Genomic DNA, 18,628 nt, shown 5'->3' on the forward strand with positions numbered 1-18,628 from the left:
TATGAGAACCATGACACTTCAGGTAAAGTGACGTTTCCTTATCGATATCGTTCGGTTCATGTGAAGGATTGCCGATGCTCGACGTGCGTCGCCTCACCCTGCTGCGCGAGCTCCACCATCGCGGGACGATCGTGGAGGTCGCCGCGGCGCTCCACCAGTCGCCGTCGTCGGTATCGCAGCAGCTGACGATCCTCGAACGCGAGGTCGGCGTGCCGCTGCTGCGTCGTACGGGCCGACGACTCGCGCTCACCCCGCAGGCCGAGATCCTCGTCGGCCACACCGAGGCGATCGTGGCTCGGCTGGAGCTGGCGGAGACCGAGCTGGAGGAGTCGCTGGACGCCGCCGTCGGCACCGTGAGGATCGGCATCTTCCAGTCCGCGGCGCTGGCTCTCATGCCGCGGATGCTCGTGAGCCTGCGCGACACGCATCCGTTCGTGCGGGTCGAGATGCAGCAGCGAGAGCCGGCGGCCGCGCTCGGGGCGACCTCGATCGGCGATGTCGATCTCGTGGTGGCCGAGCAGTATCCCGGTCACGCCGCGCCATGGCATGCCGAGCTGGACCGGGTGCCGTTGTTCGCCGACCGCATCCGTCTGGTGACTCCCCGAGTCGGCCCGCTGGCCGAGATCACCACGGTGGACGAGGCGGCCACGGCGCCGTGGACGATGGAGCCCGACGATGTCGCCTCCCGCCACTGGGCCGAGCAACGATGCCGCGTGGCCGGATTCGAACCGGATGTGCGCTATGAGACCCCCGATCTCCAGGCTCAGATCGACCTGGTCGAGGCCGGCATCGCCGTTGCGCTCATCCCCGATCTCATGTGGTTGGGACGTGAGGCGGAGGTGCAGCTGCATGACCTCGAGGGGGAGCCGCGCCGCCAGGTCTTCACCGCCACCCGTCCGTCCGTGGCGCAGAGCCCGGCGATCGTCGCCTGCCGCGAGACGCTGGTCAGCGTGGCCGCGAGCCTCGAAGAACCCAATACGACTCCCGGCGTCCCTGCAGCCTGACCGGAACGTCGCGGGCTTCGACCTGCTCGAAGTGCTCCGCGAGGCGGGCGCGCAGCGTGGGGGAGTCTGCCATCGACCAGACGCACAGGTGGCCGGTCGGCCGTAACCGGGTCGCGCACTGCTCGATGAAGTCCGTCTCGTAGACCTTCGCATTGGCGTCGTGCACGAGGAAGTCCGGCCCGTTGTCGACATCGAGCACGATCGCATCGAGGCTCGACGGGAGCTGCGCGGTCACGATGTCGCGGACGTCCCCGGTCTCGATCGCGGTTCGTGGATCTGCCGTCAGCTCACGGCCGCCCGGGATGGTGTCGTCGGCGAACCACCCCACGACATCGGCCTCCACCTCGGCGACGATCACCCGATCGGCGCCCCCGTCGAGCAGCGCTCGGAGCGTGTAGCCGAGCCCCAGACCCCCGACGAGGACGTCACGGGCTCCCAGCTCGAGCACCACCTGGGCGAGCAGCCGCTCGGAGCTGGTCTCGGCGTCGTCCATCACGAAGACGCCGTTGACGCGAAGTTCCAGGGCGCCGTCCACGCGGCGTCGCAGGTGGGCGGTCATGCCCTTCGCGCGGTGCGGTCGATGGCATCGACGACGGCGGGCTGTGCGGCGACGGGGAGATCGTGGCCCATTCCCGCGATCTTCAACAGTTCGGCCTGCGGGAGAGCGCGGGCAGTAGAGGTGCCGCCGGAGGGATGCACCATGCGGTCCTCGGTGCCGTGCACGACCATCGCCGGCACTCGTACCGACCGCAGCGCCTTCCGGCGGTCGCGCTGGGTGAGGATCGCCAGGACGTGGCGGGTGACCCCGGCGGAGGTCCAGCCGCGGTCGTAGGTCAGTTCCGCGGTGGCGCGGACGAGATCGGGGTCGTCGGGAAAGCCGGGGGAGCCGATCGCCCGACTCGCCGCGAGCTGTCCGGCGATGAACTCCTCGCGGCTGGCGGCTCCCGGTCGCAGCATCATCGGGATCAGCCGCGGATCCATCCAGCCGGCGAAGCGCGATCCGGTCGTCGACATGATCGAGGTGAGCGAGGCGGTCCGTCCGGGATGGGCGATCGCGAAGGTCTGGGCCACCATCCCGCCCATCGACGCTCCGACGATGTGCGCCCGGTCGATCTCCAGCCGGTCGAGCAGCCCGGCGGCGTCATCGGCGAGATCGCCGAGCGTGTAGGGGACCTGCCGCTGGATCCCGAGTGCTGCCCGCACGATGTCGAGACGAGTCACCTGCTGGTCGCGGAGTGCGGTCGACCGGCCGGTGTCGCGGTTGTCGTACCGAATGACGCGATATCCGCGGTCGACCAGTTGCTCGCAGAAACCGTCGGGCCACAGGTGCATCGGCGAGCCGAGCCCCATGATCAGCAGGACCACGGGGGCGTCCTCGTCGCCCCAGCTCTCGAAGCAGAGCGTCAGCCCGGAGTCGAGATGGGCGAACCGCTCACTCGCCGAGGGCGCGATGCTCACTGGTCGTAGTCGACCGCCGAGTAGGCGCGCAGCTTGCTCAGGCGGTGCTCGCTGAAGATCTTGCGGATGGTGCCCGAGCGCGAGCGCATGACGATCGACTCGGTGTAGGCGACGGGCCCGGCGTACCGGACGCCCTGCATCAGCTCGCCGTCGGTGATGCCCGTCGCCACGAAGAAGCAGTCATCGGTGCTCACGAGGTCATCGGTGGAGAGCACGCGGTCCAGATCGTGTCCGGCGTCGAGGGCCTGCTGGCGCTCCTCATCGTCCTTGGGGGTGAGGCGTCCCTGGATGACACCGCCGATCGCCTTCATCGCGCAGGCGGTGATGATGCCCTCGGGCGTGCCGCCGATCCCGACGAGCAGATCGACGCCGGTGGCGGGACGCGCCGCCATGATGCCGCCGGCGATGTCGCCGTCGGTGATGAACTTGATGCGGGCGCCGGTCGACCGGATCTCGTCGACGAGGTGCTGATGGCGCGGCCGGTCCAACAGACAGACGGTCACGTCCGCGACCTGGACGCCCTTGGCCTTGGCGACGATCGCGATGTTCTCCGAGACGGGAAGGCGGATGTCGACCGAGTCGGCCGCCTCGGGACCGGCCACCAGCTTCTCCATGTAGAAGACAGCCGAGGGGTCGTACATGGCGCCGCGTGGCGCCACCGCCATGACGGAGATGGAGTTCGGCATGCTCTTGGCCGTCAGCGTGGTGCCGTCGATCGGGTCGACCGCGACATCGCACTCCGGGCCGTGCCCGTCACCCACGTGCTCGCCGTTGTACAGCATGGGAGCGTTGTCCTTCTCGCCCTCGCCGATCACGACCACCCCGTCCATCGCCACGGTGTTGACGAGACTGCGCATGGCGTTGACCGCGACACCGTCCGCGCCGTTCTTGTCGCCACGGCCCACCCAGCGGCCGGCGGCCAGGGCACCGGCCTCGGTCACCCGGACCAGATCGAGGGCGAGATTGCGGTCAGGGGCATCGGCGGCAGGCGTCAGAGTCTCCACACCGGCATCCTAACGGGGTTCGCGGGGGTCGCTAATGTGGCGGGCGTTCGGGTAACACGATCCAGGAGAACGATGAGCGGCTACGGCGGCGCGAATGCCAAGATGAGCGACGTCCTGCGCAGCGTCCTGCTGTTGACGGCCGGCGTGCTCGTGGTGTTCGTCATCGGCCGGATCTTCTTCACCGTCGAGCCGGACCGTCCTGTCTCGGAGGTGGACTACCTCACCGCCGCCGAGGGCGTGGAGCCGTCCGCGGGCTTCGATCCGTGGGTGCCTGAGCAGCTGCCGGACGGATGGATGGCCAATTCGGCGAGGATCGACGCCGCCACGTGGGAGATGGGGGTCGTCACCGACGACGACGAGTTCGTCGGCATCCGCCAACTGCTCGACGGCGACGGAGAGGCCCTCGACCGGGCGATCGACGAAGACGCCCGTGAGGAGACCGTGAACGGCGTGGTCTGGCAGGTGAGCGACTCCGGCGATGAGCTCGTCTATGCCACGACCGAGGACGATGTGACGACGGTCGTGAGGTCGACGACCTCGGCCGAGGTGACGCGGGACTATGTCTCGTCGCTGGTGCGGTTCTCCGAGCTCGCCTCGGCGGACGCGAGCCGCTGACGGGCGCCGTCGAGCCACGTCTGACAGATCTCGGCGAGCTCCTCGCCGCGCTCCCACAGCGCCAGGGACTCCTCGAGTGTGGTGCCACCGGTCTCCAGCTTCTGGACGATGCCGATGAGTTCGTCGCGGGCTTGTTCGTAGCTCAGCTCCGGGCCGGTTCCGGGCAGGGCGTCAGTGCTCATGGCGGTGCTCCTCGATGGACTCGACACGGGCCGTGAGCAGCCCGTCGGTGAGGTGGATGGCGAGTTGGTCGCCCGTGCCGACCTGCTCCGTGCTCGTGACCGGGTGGCCGTCGGCGTCCAGCGCCACGGCGTACCCGCGTTGCAAAGTGTTCAAGGGCGAGAGCGCGCGGACACGCGCCAGGTGGTGGCCGATCTCGTCGTGGGCGCGGTCGAGCCGGGCGCCCACTGCGCGGAGGGCCCGTTCGCGATGCTGGTCGACGAGAGCCCGCTGGACATCGACGACCGTGGTGGGGGTGGCGAGCACCGGGCGCGTGCGCAGGGTGGCGAGCGCCTGGGCCTCGCGCTCGATGAGGATCCGCAGTGCCTGACGGCCACGGGCGCGCATCTGGGTGAGACCGGTCACCTCCTCGCCGACATCCGGCACGATGCGCTTGGCCGCGTCGGTGGGGGTGGAGGCACGCAGATCGGCGACGAGGTCGAGCAGGGGGACGTCGGGCTCGTGGCCGATGGCACTCACGACCGGAGTGGTGACGGTATGCACAGCGCGGATCAGGGCCTCGTCGGAGAAGGGCAGCAGATCCTCGACGCTGCCGCCGCCGCGGGCGATGACGATGAGGTCGATGGCCGGGTCGGCGTCGAGGGACCGCAGCTCCGCGACGACCTGGGCGGCGCTCTGCGGTCCCTGCATCAGCGCATGCCGGACATGGAGCGGGGCGGCGGCCCACCGGAGCCGGACATTCTCGACGACATCGCGCTCGGCGGCGGAGGCCTTGCCGGTGATGAGCCCGATGCCGCCGGGGAGGAGCGGCAGCGGCCGCTTGAGCCGTGGGTCGAAGAGCCCCTCGGCGGCGAGGAGCTGTTTGCGGCGTTCGAGCTGGGCGAGCAGTTCGCCCTCGCCGGCCGGGCGGATCTCGCGAATCGCCAGCGAGAGCCGGCCGCTGGGCTGGTAGAAGTCGGGTTTGGCGTGCACGACCACCCGGGCGCCCTCGGTGACCGGAGCCGGGGACGCGTCGAGCACGCTGGCGTGGCAGGTCGCCTGGATGCTCATCTGGGCCTCCAGATCACGCAGGGTGAGGAAACAGACGCCCCGGCGGCGATTGAGCTGGGCGATCTCCGCCTCGACCCACACGGCCCCCAGGCGCCCGATATAGGTGCCGATCAACCCAGAGATCTGCCGCAACGGTGCGGGAGCGTCCGGACTGGTCTCGAGGGCCATGGGGCGACCTTACCGAGGGCGACCGACAGTCCCGGTGGCGGTTTCGCGGGCCGCTACCATGGCGAACATGACGTCCTCGGTCGAACTCGGCATGCCCTCGGTGGGTGGCTCGGTCCTCCTGGCCGATCCTCGCGGTTACTGCGCGGGGGTGGACCGTGCCGTGATCACGGTCGAGAAGGCACTCGACCTGTACGGCGCCCCGGTCTACGTGCGCAAGCAGATCGTGCACAACAAGCACGTGGTGCACAACCTCGCCGCCCGCGGCGCGATCTTCGTCGAGGAGCTCGACGAAGTCCCCGCCGGCTCCACCGTGGTCTTCTCGGCGCACGGCGTGTCGCCGGCCGTCCACGCGCAGGCCGCCGAGCGCGATCTCAAGACCATCGACGCCACGTGCCCTCTGGTCACCAAGGTCCACCACGAGGCGAAGCGCTTCGCCAAGGAGGACTACCGGATCCTGCTGATCGGCCACGCCGGTCACGAGGAGGTCGAGGGCACCGCGGGCGAGGCTCCCGAGCACATCACGCTGGTGGAGCACCCCGATGACGTCGATGCCCTGGAGTTCGAGGAGGGCACCCGGTTGTCGTGGCTCTCGCAGACCACGCTGAGCGTCGACGAGACGATGGAGACGGTGCGCCGCCTGCGTGAGAAGTTCCCGCAGCTGGAGGATCCGCCGAGTGACGACATCTGCTATGCGACGCAGAACCGTCAGGTGGCCGTCAAGGAGATCGCCAAGGACGCCGAGCTGGTGATCGTGGTGGGCTCGGCCAATTCGTCGAACTCGGTACGTCTGGTCGAGGTCGCCCTCGAGGGCGGGGCTCACGCGGCCTATCGGATCGATGACATCAGCGAGATCGACGACGCCTGGCTCGAGGGTGTCAGCACCGTCGGCGTCACGTCCGGCGCGTCGGTGCCCGATGATCTCGTGCAGGATGTGCTGGCCTATCTCGCCGAGCGGGGGATCGGCGATGCCCGGGCCATCCGCACGGCCGAGGAATCGCTGATGTTCGCCCTCCCGCCGGAGCTGCGTCGCGACCTCAAGGCCGCCGGCCAGAGCTGACCGTCCCGATCAGGACGTCGTGTCCTTCTCGGCGTCGTCGTCCTCGGTGTACTGGCGCTGACGCTCTCGTTGCCCGTGGGTCAGCCGGCGCAGGTCCGTCTGGGAGTCGAAGCTCGATCCCAGGCCGCCTGCCACGACGCCCATCGCGGCGCTCAGCCAGGCGATGTCGAGGTAGTTGATGAAGCTCGCCTCCGTGTCGAGGACCATGCTCATGAACTCGGGGTCGATGACGACGAGGCTGGTCAGGAGGATCAGCACCACGAGCGTGGCGTAGAGGACGAGGACGCACAGGAACAGGGTCGCGATCGTCGACAGGTTGTAGAGCAGGACGACGGTCGAGAGACGCTCCTTGACGGGTGTGTCCCAGAGCCGGTTGCTGACGATGAGCCAGAAGACCATCGCGGTCATGGCCAGGAGCCCGATGAACAGCAGCCGCGTGGTCGACAGGTAGTTCGACATCTGCCAGATCGAGTTGTAGAAGATGCCGAAGGCCCCGGTGGCCGAGGCCGCCGCCAGCGCGCTGGAGAGTCGCGGCGCGGTGCGCCAGGGGTCATTGGCCATCGTCATGCCCAGCACGATCCGCAGGCCGCCTAGCCCCCGGCTGGATACGAGCTCGCGGTGGCCAGCGTCGTCGAGTGGCTCCTTCCAGGTGCTCCAGCGCAGGGAGTGGGCGTTCAGGTCGACGTCGTCATCGACCGGCATGAGTCGCTGCGCGCAGGCCATGAAGACGGTGAGGATGCGCCGTTTGGTGGTCACGGCACCCAGCGTCGGACAGGAGATGACGCCGACCTTCTCCTCGGGGAAGATCTCGGCGATCAGCGGTCTCTTGTCGCGGTGCCGGGGGATCTCGGTGAGCAGCAGGACCACGTCGATGTGGTCGTAGCTCTCGGCGATGCGGTGCGCGACCCCGATGTCGAGAGTGTTGTCGGGGCGGATGCGGATGACCTCGGTCTGCGTGTACAGGGAGACCGGAGGGCTGAAGGTGGTCTCCAGCTGCGTCTGCAGATCGTCCTTGATCGAGTTGACGCGACGACTGGGCAGCCCGGGGTCCGCGACGACCAGGACGTTGACACCCCGCGCGGGATCGCCGGTCATGCATCATCTCCTCGGTAGTGGATGGCGAGAGTGGGCTTCCAGCCTTCCAGGAGGAGCGGAGGTCCACCACCGGAGCGCGTCCGGAGATCAGCGACTAGGGGCAGGGCTGTTGACGATCCGTGCCACGATGACCCCCAGAGCCAGCGCGTGTCCGATCAGCAGAGGCACGCCGAAGGCGATCGTGCCCGATAGCGCACGGCCCAGGATGCCGACATCGTCGGGTGTCCCATCGAGGACGAGCGCGGAGCCGAAGAAGGCCGACACCAGCAGCATCGCCGCCGCGAAGAGCACCGGCGGGGCGACGCCGGCGGCGAACAGCGCATCGGGGCGGACGGCGAGCGGGAGTGTCGCCACGACCAGCACGAAGCCGAGGGAGAACGGGAGCCCGAGCCGATGGTCGAGCAGGTCGAGCGAGATGATGACGGTGAGGGCGATGACGGCCAGCACGACGGCCTGCCGGGCGGTCAGGTCGTGACCCGCCAGGGTACGAGGTGCGCGCAGCAGCGCCGAGGCCATGGTCATGACGTTAACCGATCAGTGAGCTCCGAGGCCGTCATCTGACGGGGTGTCGTGTCGATGAGTCGCGGCGGGTCGAGCGGCGTGTCGCTCACCTGGAGGTCCTGGAGACGCCGGGCGCTGACCAGGACGCGCGACTCGACCGAGGCGATGGCGTCGTTATAGGAGCGGACCGCTTTGTCGAGCGCGCCACCGACGCGGTCGAGATGGCCGGCGACGGTACCGAGCCGCTCGTACAGCTCGCGTGCGGCACGGTGGATGTCCCGGGCGTTGTCGGCGAGCTGTTCCTGGGTCCATGCGAAGGCCACGGTGCGCAGCAGTGCGACGAGGGTGGTGGGGGTGGAGACGATGACGTGCTTGGCCGCGGCGTACTCCAGCAGCGCCGCATCGGCTTCGAGGGCCGCCGACAGGAAGGACTCGCCGGGAACGAAGAGCACGACGAACTCGGGAGCGTGGTCGAACTGGCGCCAGTAGGTCTTGGCGGCGAGCTGGTCGACATGGGTGCGCACCTGTCGCGCGTGGCGTCGTAGGTGAGCAGCGGCCTCGTCGTCGTCCTCGGCCTGTGCGACATCGAGGTAGGCGTCGAGCGGGACCTTGGCGTCGACGACCACCGACTTGCCGCCGGCCAGGTGGACGAGCATGTCGGGCCGCAGCCGACCGTCGTCGCCCTCGGTGCTCACCTGGAGGTCGAAATCGCAGCGCTCGACCATGCCGGCGAGCTCGGCCGTGCGTCGCAGGTGCATCTCGCCCCAGCGTCCGCGTACCTGCGGTCGGCGCAGCGCGGTGGAGAGGGAGGCGGTCTCGCGACGCAGCTGCTCGCTGGTGAAGCGCACGGAGTCGACCTGCTCGCGTAGCTGTGCCTGCCAGGCCGTGCCGTGGGACTCCAGATCGCGAAGCCGTGAGTCGAAGCGCTCGATGCTCCGGGCGACGGGTTCCATCGCCAGGCGGGTGGCATCGGCGTCCACGGGCGCCGGCGCGGGAGCCCGGCGAGAAGCCGTGAGCTGGCCCGCGAAGAAGCCGAGGCCGAGGGCCAGGAGAGCGACGATCAGCAGGGGGAAGGCGTCCATGCCTCCACTGTGACCTCACCCACCGACAAAACCGCGCATGTCACCCGCCGTACCCGGTGGCGGTAGGCCATCAACGCTACGCGTGCGGTGGCGGTAGGCGATCAACGCTAAACGTCGTCGATTCGGTTGATGGCGTACCTCGACCGACCGACGTGTGGCTGGTTCGGTTGATGGTCCACCGCCACAAGGCGGCGAGGAGGGACGGGCCTCAGCGTCCGGAGCCGCCGGCGACCTCGTAGGACCAGAGCTCGCTCTGGGTGCCGACCGGCTTCGTGGCCTCGCCGCCCTCACGCTCGCTCTCCGAGCGATGCCCGTGGCCGAACGCGGCCGAGTTCATCCAGGCCTGGAACGACTCCTCGTCGCGCCAACGGGTGACGACGAGCCACTGCTCGCGGTCGTCGGTGGGCTTGAGGAGCTCGAAGCCTTCGAAGCCTTCCTGTCCGTCGACGGCACCGGCACGCTTGGCGAAGCGGTGGGCGAGCTCGTCGCCGCTCTCCTTGGGCACAGTGATGGCATTGATCTTGATGACGCTCATGACGCCATCCTCGCACCCCGGTTCCCGGGCGGTGAGTATGCGCCCTTTCCCCGCAGCCGGCGGTGCGACAGCGTCCGGTTGGTTGATTCACACGGACGGACAGTCACCGGTCGCCCGGCCGGTGGGCGAGGAGGACGAGATCGTCATCGGACTCCTCATACTCCACGTCCAGGCCGGCGTCTTCGCCGATGCGGCGGGCCTCGGTGCGCTGTTCAGGGGCGATCAGGGTGACGAAAAGACCGCCTGGCGCGAGCCAGGACGCGGCCTCGTGGGCGACCGCTCGCCAGGGGTCGAGACCGTCCGGCCCGCCGTCGACCGAGACCTCGGGCTCGTGTGCGCGGAAGTCGGCGTGGATCCGGTGGAGTTGCCCGGTCGGCACGTGGGGCAGATAGGCCACCGCGAGGTCGATGCGACCACGCGAGGAGGACGGCAGAGGCGACCACCAGGACCCCTCGGCCACCTCGAATCCGTAACGTCGCGCCGTCCGCCGAGCGGACGACATGGCTACGGGGTCGACTTCGGTGCCGATGATGCGGGCGGCGAGCCGGGTCGCGAGGATCGCCGCGAGCGTGCCGGCACCGCAGCCGAGGTCGACGACGATGCGAGCATCGGGACGGCGTGCCGCTGCGATCTCGGCGATGGCGGTGGCTCGTGCGCGCGGCACGAAGACCCCGGGTCCGAGATCGACCCGCACATCACCGATAGCGGCGAAGCCGAGGACCTGCTCCAATGGGCTCCCCTCGATGCGCCGCGCGACCGCTGTCTCCAGCGCCTCGCCGCTGAAGGCCGCCCGTAAGGCGTTGGCCTCGTCCTCGGCGAAGACGCAGCCTGCGGCGCGCAGACGCTCCGCCAGCTCATCCGTCACCCTCGTAGGGTACGAGCCATGGACGCGACGATCAGGACCGAACGCCTCGTGCTGCGCCGGATGGGTCTCGATGACACCGACTTCCTCTTCGATCTGTTCTCGCGTCCGGAGGTGGCACGGTGGAGCGGGGCGGGGAAGCCGATGACCGAGCGTGCGCAGGCCGTCGAGCGCATCGAGGCGCAACCCGGTCGCGCTGGTGATCATCCCGCCTGCGGGGTCTTCGGAGTCGAGGTCGGCGAGGAGCTCGTGGGTATGGCGTTGCTCGTGCCGCCGCCGTCGAGCGGGGGAGGTGCGCGTGACGATGTCGAGATCGGCTGGCACTTCCATCCCGATGCCTGGGGCCACGGGTACGCGACGGAGGCCGCCAGGGCCCTCGTCGACCGCGGCTTCTCGGCGGGATTCGAGGAGCTGTACGCGGTCACCGATCCGGACAACGAGCGTTCGCAGGCGGTCTGCCGTCGCCTCGGCATGACCGACCTCGGGCTCCGCGACGACTGGTACGACACCACGACCCGGGCGTTCGTGCTCGCCGCGGCATCCGGGCGGGGGAGCGACCAGTAGGCTAGTGCCCCGTGGCACTCACCATCGGCATCGTCGGGCTCCCCAACGCGGGCAAGTCGACCCTCTTCAACGCTCTGACCAAGAACGACGTCCTCGCGGCGAACTACCCGTTCGCGACGATCGAGCCCAATGTGGGCGTGGTCGGCGTCCCGGACTCGCGGCTGGAGAAGCTCGCCGAGATCTTCGGTTCCGCCAAGATCCTGCCCGCTACCGTGCAGTTCGTCGACATCGCCGGCATCGTGCGCGGCGCCTCCGAGGGCGAGGGGATGGGCAACGCGTTCCTGTCTCACATCCGCGAGTCCGATGCCATCTGCCAGGTGACCCGCGTGTTCCGCGATGAGGACGTCACGCATGTGGACGGCGAGGTCAATCCGTCCAGCGATATCGGCACGATCTCGACCGAGCTGATCCTCGCCGATCTGCAGACGGTCGAGAAGGCGATCACGCGCCTCGAGAAGGAGTCGCGCAAGGACAAGTCCCTCGTGCCGCAGCTCGACGAGGCCCGTAAGGCTCAGGAGGTCCTCGAGGCCGGCAATGGCGTCTTCTCGGCCGGACTCGACTTGGAACTGCTGCGCGATCTGCACCTGATGACCGCCAAGCGCTTCCTCTATGTCTTCAACTGCGACGCCGACGAGCTCGCCGACGAGGACCTGAAGGCCAAGATGCGCGACATCGTCGCCCCGGCCGAGGCGATCTTCCTCGATGCCCTCGCCGAGTCCGAGCTCGCGGGTCTCGGCGACGACGAGGAGGCCGACGAGATGCGTGCCGAGTTGCTCGCCGAGATGGGCGTGACCGAGCCCGGCCTCGACGCCCTCGCGCGCGTCGGCTTCGACACCCTCGGACTGCAGACCTATCTGACCGCCGGGCCCAAGGAGGCTCGCGCCTGGACCATTCGCAAGGGCGCGACCGCTCCCGAGGCGGCCGGTGTGATCCACACCGACTTCCAGCGCGGCTTCATCAAGGCCGAGATCGTGTCCTTCGAGGACCTCGTCGAGGCGGGCTCGATGAACGCGGCGAAGGCCGCTGGCAAGGTCCGTATGGAGGGCAAGGACTACATCATGTCCGACGGCGACGTGGTTGAATTTCGTTTCGCCGTATAACCTCTGGCGTCCGTGACAGGTCGTGAACGGGCCTGTTGTACAGACGAACTGAAGCGCCAGCCAACAACATTACTGTGTGAACGCATCGGGACTGATGCGCGATCAGGTGTCAGCTGGGGTTAGGCCGCCAGGCTGACGGTCGGGTTCATGATGGTCTCGTACTCGATGGGGGTCGATCGGCCCAGTCGGGCTTGTCGGCGGCGTCGGTGGTAGTAGGTCCGCTCGATCCAGGTGATGATCGCGATCCGCAGCTCTTCTCGAGTCCGCCACCTCTTGCGGTCCAGGACGTTCTTCTGCCGCAGAGCGAAGAAGGACTCCATCGCGCCGTTGTGCCCGGCGGCATCCACTTTCCCCATCGATCCGATGAGGTGATGGAAGTTCAGGGCGTGCACGAAGCTTCGCGCGCAAAACTGGGATCCTCGGTCTGAATGCACGATGCATCCGGCAGCGTCGCGACGACGAGAAATCGCGTTGTTCAGCGCGTTCACCGCGAGGCGGGCCTTCATCCGGTCACTGATGGGACCCGCAGGGACATCGCGACAGGGATCCCGTCGGCGGCGAGCTCGCTCACGAGCGGGTAGAACCTTTTCCCGGCAGGTCTGCCTGGGACAGGTAGGCGGCCGCGGGGCGCAGGACCTCGTTCTCCTGCTCGAGCAGCCGGTTCCGGCGACGCAGATCGCGCAGCTCAGTCGATTCTTCCCGGGTCTTTCCGGGCCGGGCACCGTCTTCGACGTCAGCCTGACGCATCCAGTTCGTCAGGCACGACTCAGAGATCCCGAAGTCCTTCGCAATCACGGCGAGCTTCCGGCCGGGTCCACGGTTCCTCGCGACGCGGACGACGTCGTCCCGGAACTCCTGGGGATAGGGAGCAGTCATGGTGCACACCCCTCCCCTGCAACGCTCTCCAGCGCCACAGATCATGTGACACCTACACGTGCGTCAGTCCCTATGGCTTTGGTGATCGCTTTTATGTCGCACCACAAACGAAAGTGGTAGCTCGTTGAGGGATCCCCAGCGGGCATTCATTCGGGCGGGCTTACGTACGCCAAGAACTTGAGCCCCACCATCCACCGCCGACCTATTGCCTCCTCAGTGGTCCGGGCCTGCATCGGAGTCCTCTGCACGAGATGTGTCGTCGTTCTGCGCCGCGTCGTGGACCGCGCTGTCATTGTTCTCTGCGCTGCGTGAGCGGCGCCGCGCCTCGCGCCGTGCGCGCTCCCGGTAGCTATAGGCGGCCTCGTGCACCGACTCTTCACTTTCGAAGCCAGACCCAATCGCACCGGCGATCGTCGCAGCGGCGGTCGCGAACTGGGTCACCAGGAGATACTCGCCCAGTCCGTATTCGTCTCCGGCGTACTGGCTGAACACCTCCGGAGTGAAAACGATCAGCGCGGCGGTCAGGTTCAGGACGAACAGCCCCGCATAGCCGCACGTCAGCCCAATGGCGAGGGTCAAGACAGTCGACGCGTTGAACAGCACCGTTCGGTCACGTTCCTGCGGCGGCAGATCTTTGGCTCGTTCCCAGAGGCGGTGATAGACGATGAGCCAAGTGATCATCACCGTAATTGAGGCAACGACGACGGCGACCAGCTGCCACGCTGCCATGGTGAGTGCGAGTTCCCACAGCGTGGCGTTCAACAGATAGAACGCGCTGAACGCGAACGCTCCCACCAACGCCCCTCGGAGACCGGAGACCAGCCGCCACGGACGATTATCCCGGACCATTCCCACGAGTAGCCGCAGACGCCCGCGGTCCGCGAAGATACGGACGTCGACCCCGTCTTGGTCTGGGGTCGTCCGCTCGAAGGCGCCGCCCAGAGCCGGGACCCGTGACCGCCGATGCGCCTGGGAGCCGTCCTTCGGAATGGTCCCGCCGCGCATATCCCCAATCAGCTGTGTCACCACCTCTGAAACTCGCCTTCGAAGTCTCATGGCCCCGAACGCCGGCAGTGAAACCACCGCCACGTTCCGACTGTGGTCGGCGTCAGCGACGACGGGGCGCCGGTCGATCATCAGTGGGAGGTCGGTCACGCATACCGCGAGGTCCCAGCCATGTTCCCGCTTACGCTCGGCTGCCAGGTCCATCATCTCAAGCCGCTTCTCGTCACTGGGAGGCAGCCTCTCTCGGTGCACCTCCACTCTCCAGTGACCGTCAGAGAGCTGCTCGGGGAGCAGGCCAGGCAGTTCCCGTTCGAGATGCTTCGCGACTGTCAGGGCGGTGGCGACCGGATCGGCCACCACCCCGACCACTACCTCTCCCGTCGGGCTTTGCGTCGTCCCGATGGGTTCACTCTTGTGAGGCGTCAAAAGGCGACTCCTTCCGCGTAGTCAGTTTGAATCGTCCCGGCTTCTCTGCCGCTACTTTGTGGGTGCGGGCTCTCGGGTGAGGGCCTCGTTGTGCAGCGTCTCGAACTCTATCGGGGTGAGCATCCCGAGGGAGCCGTGGAGGCGTCGGTTGTTGTACCAGTCGACCCAGCCGGCGGTCGCGAACTCGACGTCTGCGAGGGTCCGGTAGGGGCCGGCGTGGAAGACGGTGGTGCGGATGCACTCCGATTCACTACCGGCTGAGCGGTTACTAGTATCCGTTCTGCAAGCTGGATGAGGGTGGGCGCGAGGACGACTTCTACGACGGCACGCGCTTCAGTGACGTGGTCGCGCTCTACTAGTTCGACGCCAGGCTTCGAGCCGCGACGTTCACAACGCTGGCTCCCGTCGAGTTGGCCATCCGCGCGCTGCTCGGCCATGAACTCGGGCGCACCGATCCCTGCGCGCACCTCGACGCGGAACTGCTCGGCCCGACAGCTCGCCAAGGTGATCGCTACCCGAGGTGGTTGGAGAAGTACCAGCGCGAACTCAACTGGTCACGCGAAGACTTCGTGAAGCACCACGACATGAAGTACGGCGGGCGTCTTCCGGTCTGGGCTGCCGTCGAGATCATCGACTGGGGGCGCCTCATGCATCTCTACAACTTCGCGCCAGCCGGGGTTCGCGAGGACGTCGCCGATTCTTGCGGGTTCAGCCCTTCCCAGCTGGCGAGCTGGCTAAAGTCGCTCAACGTTGTGCGTAACACGTGTGCTCATCACAGTCGTCTCTTCAACCGGGTGCACACGCTCACGCCGAAGATCCCACCTGTCGGCCGTCACGCTGATCTCGACGCCAGTGCTGCGGACTGGAGTCGCACATTCGGGCAGTTGACGCTCGCGCAGTTCCTATCGGACCGGCTGGGGCTCGGCCGCAGCAGCCTGCTCCGGGCCGTTCTGAAGAGCCATCCAGCAGTTCAGGCCGTGCCCGTCGCGCACATGGACATCCCTGACGACTGGCAGACCAGCAGTCCGCTCTGGGCCTGACGAGGCTGTGTCGGAAGTTGAACCATAGAGGTTGTTCGGCTGAGGAACGTGGTGGAGTTTCGGTTTAACGTCTAGCGTTAATGACGGACTCCGTTATACACTGGTCTCGTGATCAGATCGTTCGGCACAAGGGACACCGAGCGCATCTGGCATGAGCAGTACGCCAAGCGCGTCGACCGGTCGCTGCAGCGGGCGGCCTTGCGGAAGCTCGAGCTGATCCACGCGGCGAAGGATGTCGAGGACCTCCGGGTCCCACCGGGCAACCGCTTGGAGCGGCTGGTGGGCGACCGACACGGGCAGCACAGCATCCGCGTGAATGCGCAATGGCGTCTCTGCTTCGTCTGGAGAGATGGAGGTGCGGATAATGTCGAACTCGTCGACTACCACTGAGGCTGACCTGATAGAGCCGATCCACCCGGGGGAGATCCTGATGGAGGATTTCATCGAGGGCTTCGGTATCACGCAGAACAAGCTCGCAGTGTCGATCGGGGTACCACCTCGGCGGATCAACGAGATCGTGCACGGCAAGCGGGGGATCACCGCTGACACGGCGATCCGTCTGGCGCGCTACTTCGGCACCTCCGAGGAGTTCTGGATGAACCTGCAGTCGAACTACGAGCTCCGGCTGGAACGTCGTGCGCTGCGGGACAAGGTCGCTGCGATTACCCCGCTGCAGGTGGCTTAGCGGTGCCGATCGAGTTCAGGGTGTCGGCAACGATCGACGACCGGGAACTGTCGGATCTGCACCATCGTGCGTTTCGCTGAGGGCTGTCTCTGAGGCTCGCGATCGCGGCTGCGCATGGTGATTTCCTGTCTCCTCAGGTGTGCGCGCAGCCGCTGCGCGCCCTAGACGTTTTCCGCTGTGGAAACCCGGGTCGATTTCCGCTTCAACGTCTAGCGTTATCGACGGGCCCTGTCATGTGCTGGATTCACTGATCAGATCGTTCGGCAAGGCGATCTCGCCGCTACTCTCACGGAGCAATGCGGATCAGGGGTGGAACGGTGACCCTCCGGCGCCGCGGTGCTGTCCGTAGCGCTCGTGCGCGGCGAGGAGTACCGGGTGGAGCTTGCGGGGGCTGAGCTCGAGGTGCTTCCACAGGTAGCGCTGTCGCTGATGGGGGCTGGTCATGCCGTGCCGAGCGGCGGCTTCCTCCGTGAGTCGAAAGGTCACGAAGCGCGGGGCTCCGGGCTTCAGCCGCTGCAATTCGATCCGCTCGATATCGGCCCAGGTGACGACGGTCGCCGGCAGGAGCTGACCGCGCTGCGCCAGCGCGAGGCCTTCCCGGCTGAGCACCAGGAGCTCCGACCTCCGCAACCGCAGGACGGCGCCCACGGGGGCGAGTGTGAGACATCCGACCGCCGCGATGCCGACCGCCCATACGCGCAGATTCGCCGCGATGGCCTGCCGGCCGCTCTGCGGTTCGGAGGAGCTGTCGATGATGACCACGAGGAGGAGAGCCAGCGACGCACCGATCGTCATCGCGAGGATGAGGGTGAGCAGAACCCGCCCACGCGAGGTGGGGATCGTGACGCGCTCGCCACGGTCCAGGGCCGCGAGCGTTTCCTCGGCGGCACGTTTATTCGTCATCTCAGACCATCCTAGGCCGAGCGCACGTCGAGCCTTGCCGACGTCCCTAGTTGATGTCGAACTGCTCGATGAGGTCGTCGGTGTCGACGGACACGCGGTCCTCGGGGCCGACGATATCGGCCGAAGTCACGACCTCGTTCGCCTGGTCCGGTGGGTAGGCGCGCATCCTCACGGAGGCGAGCCTCACATTCGTCTGCGGCAGGTAGGAGCGGATCAATGCCTCGTGGATGCGCTCGAGAGCCCGCTCGGTCTCCGCGCGAGTCGTCGTGGCGACGGAGATGTTCCCGGATATCGACGTTCCCTGTGAGAACCCGTCCTGGTACTGGACTTTGCCCGCCACGTACTCGGGCAGATCCTCCACGGCCGCTTGCAACGCCCGTTGCACCGTCTCCACATCGCTGCGCCCGCTGAAGCACCCAGTGAGTGCGAGCCCCAGGGCGCCGACACCGGCCGCTAGCACGGTGCGCCGCGTGACGTCACTCGTCGGGTGCATGGGGGAACCTCCGTCAGCGTGAATGTCTCGCCGTCATGGGACTCAAGACTATGACGGCTGTTCCACAACTCCGGCATCCGCCCCGGCTCGCGGTCGCTCCGGGGAGAAGGACATCAGGCTCCGGCGCGGTGGGCGCGATCGTGGTAACCGACCGGATCGGCGAACGAAACGTCGCAGCACGACGAACAGGCCAGCCGCATTCCGCTGTACTGCGGCCGACATGGTCGAGAGCGCCCGACTGCTCGGTACCGCGCCGACGATATCGACCTACCGGCCGGTGGAGATCCTGCGTGACCGCAGTACAGCTGAGCCGCGGCGCGGCGCTTCAATGAAGGACGTCCTCGGGTGCCGAGGTCGGCTGCGTCCAGCGAAAGCGCTCGACGAAGGCGTCCAAGCCCGGGACTCTCGACGGGATCATGAAGACGGCGTACCCGACCGCGCCGCCGACAGTGTTGAAGATGAAGTCGTTGACATCGGCGATGTGGCCCCCTGCGACGAGCTTCTGCGCCGCGAGTTGCGATAGCTCGATCGTGAGGCTGACCGCCACCACCCACGCCAGGACCTTCCACCACGAGGGATACGCGAGAAGCAGCGGGATCAGTATCCCGAGAGGAAGGAACACGAGGACATTCGTCAGGGCGTCGGCGAACTCGTAGTCGTGGAAGGGGACGAGCGCGACGCCCGGTGTCCACGGTTCATCCCCGCGGGGCATTCCCAGATAGACGGGAAACAGAGTATTGGCCAGGATACCGCCGGCGTAGGCGGCCAACGCCCCGGCGACCGAGGCGCGGGGCACGGAGAGCAGCTGTCTCGTGTGCAGGCGCCAGAGCAGGACAGCGAAGAGCAACAGTCCGATGGGGATCACGACGGGCAGCGCTGGAACGCGATCGAAGGGGCCGGTCATTGCCGATGATCGTAGCCCCCG

The 18,628-nt window shown here is 67.4% G+C and carries 22 protein-coding genes and 3 pseudogenes; 8 read left to right on the plus strand and 17 right to left on the minus strand.

Going from position 1 to position 18,628, the window contains the following annotated elements; all coding sequences use genetic code 11:
- Window positions 1-74: 74 nt before the first annotated feature.
- Window positions 75-1,004, plus strand: coding sequence for a LysR family transcriptional regulator (locus tag FNM00_RS14190; protein ID WP_143914205.1), 930 nt, complete (start codon window positions 75-77; stop codon window positions 1,002-1,004).
- On the opposite strand, the gene FNM00_RS14195 is transcribed toward FNM00_RS14190, so the two are convergent.
- From FNM00_RS14195 to glpX, 3 genes are read right to left on the minus strand one after another with little or no spacing between them, the layout of a single operon-like run.
- Window positions 946-1,563, minus strand: a complete 618-nt coding sequence (locus FNM00_RS14195; protein WP_143914206.1) for a polyamine aminopropyltransferase — start codon at window positions 1,561-1,563, stop codon at window positions 946-948. The genes FNM00_RS14190 and FNM00_RS14195 overlap by 59 nt on opposite strands.
- On the minus strand, window positions 1,560-2,462 hold the full coding sequence (locus tag FNM00_RS14200; protein WP_143914207.1) for an alpha/beta fold hydrolase: 903 nt from the start codon (window positions 2,460-2,462) through the stop codon (window positions 1,560-1,562). The genes FNM00_RS14195 and FNM00_RS14200 overlap by 4 nt, the downstream gene beginning before the upstream one ends.
- A complete protein-coding gene (gene glpX / locus FNM00_RS14205) occupies window positions 2,459-3,466 on the minus strand; it encodes a class II fructose-bisphosphatase (RefSeq protein ID WP_143914208.1) in 1,008 nt (335 codons plus the stop codon). Before glpX ends, FNM00_RS14200 begins: the two co-directional genes overlap by 4 nt.
- 72 nt (window positions 3,467-3,538) lie before the next feature.
- Between glpX and FNM00_RS14210 the strand changes: the two genes are divergently transcribed.
- Entirely contained in the window at window positions 3,539-4,081 is a 543-nt protein-coding gene (locus tag FNM00_RS14210; protein ID WP_143914209.1) for a DUF4245 family protein, read from the plus strand.
- Here the strand turns inward: FNM00_RS14210 and FNM00_RS14215 are convergent.
- Window positions 4,024-4,263, minus strand: coding sequence for an exodeoxyribonuclease VII small subunit (locus FNM00_RS14215; protein WP_143914210.1), 240 nt, complete (start codon window positions 4,261-4,263; stop codon window positions 4,024-4,026). The two genes, FNM00_RS14210 and FNM00_RS14215, sit on opposite strands and share 58 nt — an antisense overlap.
- Complete coding sequence (xseA, locus tag FNM00_RS14220) at window positions 4,253-5,479, minus strand: exodeoxyribonuclease VII large subunit (RefSeq protein WP_143914211.1); 1,227 nt, start codon at window positions 5,477-5,479, stop codon at window positions 4,253-4,255. The genes FNM00_RS14215 and xseA overlap by 11 nt, the downstream gene beginning before the upstream one ends.
- A gap of 67 nt (window positions 5,480-5,546) precedes the next feature.
- Between xseA and FNM00_RS14225 the strand changes: the two genes are divergently transcribed.
- Complete coding sequence (locus tag FNM00_RS14225) at window positions 5,547-6,536, plus strand: 4-hydroxy-3-methylbut-2-enyl diphosphate reductase (RefSeq protein ID WP_143914212.1); 990 nt, start codon at window positions 5,547-5,549, stop codon at window positions 6,534-6,536.
- 9 nt (window positions 6,537-6,545) lie between these two features.
- Here FNM00_RS14225 and FNM00_RS14230 read toward each other — a convergent pair whose 3' ends face one another.
- From FNM00_RS14230 to FNM00_RS14250, 5 genes are all read right to left on the minus strand, one after another.
- Complete coding sequence (locus FNM00_RS14230; RefSeq protein ID WP_143914213.1) at window positions 6,546-7,631, minus strand: hypothetical protein; 1,086 nt, start codon at window positions 7,629-7,631, stop codon at window positions 6,546-6,548.
- 87 nt (window positions 7,632-7,718) lie between these two features.
- Entirely contained in the window at window positions 7,719-8,147 is a 429-nt protein-coding gene (locus tag FNM00_RS14235; protein ID WP_143914214.1) for a DUF6542 domain-containing protein, read from the minus strand.
- Window positions 8,148-8,149: 2 nt separating this feature from the next.
- Window positions 8,150-9,214: a DNA recombination protein RmuC gene (locus FNM00_RS14240; protein WP_143914215.1), complete on the minus strand. Its 1,065-nt coding sequence runs from the start codon at window positions 9,212-9,214 to the stop codon at window positions 8,150-8,152.
- Between the two features lie 208 nt (window positions 9,215-9,422).
- On the minus strand, window positions 9,423-9,749 hold the full coding sequence (locus tag FNM00_RS14245; RefSeq protein ID WP_143914216.1) for an antibiotic biosynthesis monooxygenase family protein: 327 nt from the start codon (window positions 9,747-9,749) through the stop codon (window positions 9,423-9,425).
- A 103-nt stretch (window positions 9,750-9,852) separates the two neighbouring features.
- The gene (locus FNM00_RS14250; RefSeq protein ID WP_185973167.1) at window positions 9,853-10,614 is read right to left on the minus strand and encodes a methyltransferase domain-containing protein; all 762 of its coding nucleotides are present in this window, start codon (window positions 10,612-10,614) and stop codon (window positions 9,853-9,855) included.
- 18 nt (window positions 10,615-10,632) lie between these two features.
- On the opposite strand from FNM00_RS14250, the gene FNM00_RS14255 reads away from it, so the two are divergent.
- Window positions 10,633-11,175 (plus strand): GNAT family N-acetyltransferase, encoded by a 543-nt coding sequence (locus FNM00_RS14255; RefSeq protein WP_143914218.1) that lies wholly within the window; start codon window positions 10,633-10,635, stop codon window positions 11,173-11,175.
- A gap of 11 nt (window positions 11,176-11,186) precedes the next feature.
- The gene (ychF, locus tag FNM00_RS14260) at window positions 11,187-12,275 is read left to right on the plus strand and encodes a redox-regulated ATPase YchF (protein ID WP_143914219.1); all 1,089 of its coding nucleotides are present in this window, start codon (window positions 11,187-11,189) and stop codon (window positions 12,273-12,275) included.
- A 119-nt stretch (window positions 12,276-12,394) separates the two neighbouring features.
- Here the strand turns inward: ychF and FNM00_RS19555 are convergent.
- From FNM00_RS19555 to FNM00_RS14275, 4 genes and pseudogenes are all read right to left on the minus strand, one after another.
- Window positions 12,395-12,793 (minus strand): annotated as a pseudogene (locus FNM00_RS19555) (IS3 family transposase); the annotation flags it as partial.
- A 49-nt stretch (window positions 12,794-12,842) separates the two neighbouring features.
- The gene (locus FNM00_RS19560) at window positions 12,843-13,151 is read right to left on the minus strand and encodes a transposase (protein WP_425456810.1); all 309 of its coding nucleotides are present in this window, start codon (window positions 13,149-13,151) and stop codon (window positions 12,843-12,845) included.
- A gap of 213 nt (window positions 13,152-13,364) precedes the next feature.
- Window positions 13,365-14,513, minus strand: a complete 1,149-nt coding sequence (locus tag FNM00_RS14270; protein ID WP_221933744.1) for a hypothetical protein — start codon at window positions 14,511-14,513, stop codon at window positions 13,365-13,367.
- 120 nt (window positions 14,514-14,633) lie between these two features.
- A pseudogene (locus tag FNM00_RS14275) lies at window positions 14,634-14,831 on the minus strand (integrase core domain-containing protein); the annotation flags it as partial.
- 122 nt (window positions 14,832-14,953) lie between these two features.
- On the opposite strand from FNM00_RS14275, the pseudogene FNM00_RS14280 reads away from it, so the two are divergent.
- The 3 genes and pseudogenes from FNM00_RS14280 to FNM00_RS14290 form a co-directional block, all read left to right on the plus strand.
- A pseudogene (locus FNM00_RS14280) lies at window positions 14,954-15,622 on the plus strand (Abi family protein); the annotation flags it as partial.
- Window positions 15,623-15,730: 108 nt separating this feature from the next.
- On the plus strand, window positions 15,731-16,012 hold the full coding sequence (locus tag FNM00_RS14285; RefSeq protein WP_143914221.1) for a type II toxin-antitoxin system RelE/ParE family toxin: 282 nt from the start codon (window positions 15,731-15,733) through the stop codon (window positions 16,010-16,012).
- Window positions 15,987-16,307 (plus strand): HigA family addiction module antitoxin, encoded by a 321-nt coding sequence (locus FNM00_RS14290; RefSeq protein WP_143914222.1) that lies wholly within the window; start codon window positions 15,987-15,989, stop codon window positions 16,305-16,307. The genes FNM00_RS14285 and FNM00_RS14290 overlap by 26 nt, the downstream gene beginning before the upstream one ends.
- A gap of 303 nt (window positions 16,308-16,610) precedes the next feature.
- Here the strand turns inward: FNM00_RS14290 and FNM00_RS14295 are convergent, their stop codons facing one another.
- The 3 genes from FNM00_RS14295 to FNM00_RS14305 all read right to left on the minus strand — a co-directional run bounded on the left by FNM00_RS14295 (window position 16,611) and on the right by FNM00_RS14305 (window position 18,607).
- Complete coding sequence (locus FNM00_RS14295; protein ID WP_143914223.1) at window positions 16,611-17,210, minus strand: hypothetical protein; 600 nt, start codon at window positions 17,208-17,210, stop codon at window positions 16,611-16,613.
- Between the two features lie 46 nt (window positions 17,211-17,256).
- Window positions 17,257-17,703 carry a hypothetical protein gene (locus FNM00_RS14300; protein ID WP_143914224.1) on the minus strand — a complete coding sequence of 149 codons (447 nt, stop codon included), beginning with the start codon at window positions 17,701-17,703 and terminating at the stop codon, window positions 17,257-17,259.
- 325 nt (window positions 17,704-18,028) lie between these two features.
- Entirely contained in the window at window positions 18,029-18,607 is a 579-nt protein-coding gene (locus FNM00_RS14305; RefSeq protein WP_143914225.1) for a VanZ family protein, read from the minus strand.
- Window positions 18,608-18,628: the final 21 nt, after the last annotated feature.

Origin of the sequence: Aeromicrobium piscarium, from assembly GCF_007421815.1 — a bacterium.
Lineage (GTDB): Bacteria > Actinomycetota > Actinomycetes > Propionibacteriales > Nocardioidaceae > Aeromicrobium > Aeromicrobium piscarium.

Bases quoted from the DNA above. Each gene is read 5' to 3' on its own strand.
- FNM00_RS14210 (WP_143914209.1), top strand. From the start codon at position 3,539: ATGAGCGGCTACGGCGGCGCGAATGCCAAGATGAGCGACGTCCTGCGC.
- FNM00_RS14305 (WP_143914225.1), bottom strand. From the start codon at position 18,607: ATGACCGGCCCCTTCGATCGCGTTCCAGCGCTGCCCGTCGTGATCCCC.
- FNM00_RS14300 (WP_143914224.1), bottom strand. From the start codon at position 17,703: ATGCACCCGACGAGTGACGTCACGCGGCGCACCGTGCTAGCGGCCGGT.
- FNM00_RS14290 (WP_143914222.1), top strand. From the start codon at position 15,987: ATGTCGAACTCGTCGACTACCACTGAGGCTGACCTGATAGAGCCGATC.
- FNM00_RS14245 (WP_143914216.1), bottom strand. From the start codon at position 9,749: ATGAGCGTCATCAAGATCAATGCCATCACTGTGCCCAAGGAGAGCGGC.
- FNM00_RS14295 (WP_143914223.1), bottom strand. From the start codon at position 17,210: ATGACGAATAAACGTGCCGCCGAGGAAACGCTCGCGGCCCTGGACCGT.
- FNM00_RS19560 (WP_425456810.1), bottom strand. From the start codon at position 13,151: ATGACTGCTCCCTATCCCCAGGAGTTCCGGGACGACGTCGTCCGCGTC.
- FNM00_RS14190 (WP_143914205.1), top strand. From the start codon at position 75: ATGCTCGACGTGCGTCGCCTCACCCTGCTGCGCGAGCTCCACCATCGC.
- FNM00_RS14195 (WP_143914206.1), bottom strand. From the start codon at position 1,563: ATGACCGCCCACCTGCGACGCCGCGTGGACGGCGCCCTGGAACTTCGC.
- FNM00_RS14230 (WP_143914213.1), bottom strand. From the start codon at position 7,631: ATGACCGGCGATCCCGCGCGGGGTGTCAACGTCCTGGTCGTCGCGGAC.
- FNM00_RS14225 (WP_143914212.1), top strand. From the start codon at position 5,547: ATGACGTCCTCGGTCGAACTCGGCATGCCCTCGGTGGGTGGCTCGGTC.
- FNM00_RS14235 (WP_143914214.1), bottom strand. From the start codon at position 8,147: ATGGCCTCGGCGCTGCTGCGCGCACCTCGTACCCTGGCGGGTCACGAC.
- xseA (WP_143914211.1), bottom strand. From the start codon at position 5,479: ATGGCCCTCGAGACCAGTCCGGACGCTCCCGCACCGTTGCGGCAGATC.
- FNM00_RS14215 (WP_143914210.1), bottom strand. From the start codon at position 4,263: ATGAGCACTGACGCCCTGCCCGGAACCGGCCCGGAGCTGAGCTACGAA.
- FNM00_RS14240 (WP_143914215.1), bottom strand. From the start codon at position 9,214: ATGGACGCCTTCCCCCTGCTGATCGTCGCTCTCCTGGCCCTCGGCCTC.
- FNM00_RS14255 (WP_143914218.1), top strand. From the start codon at position 10,633: ATGGACGCGACGATCAGGACCGAACGCCTCGTGCTGCGCCGGATGGGT.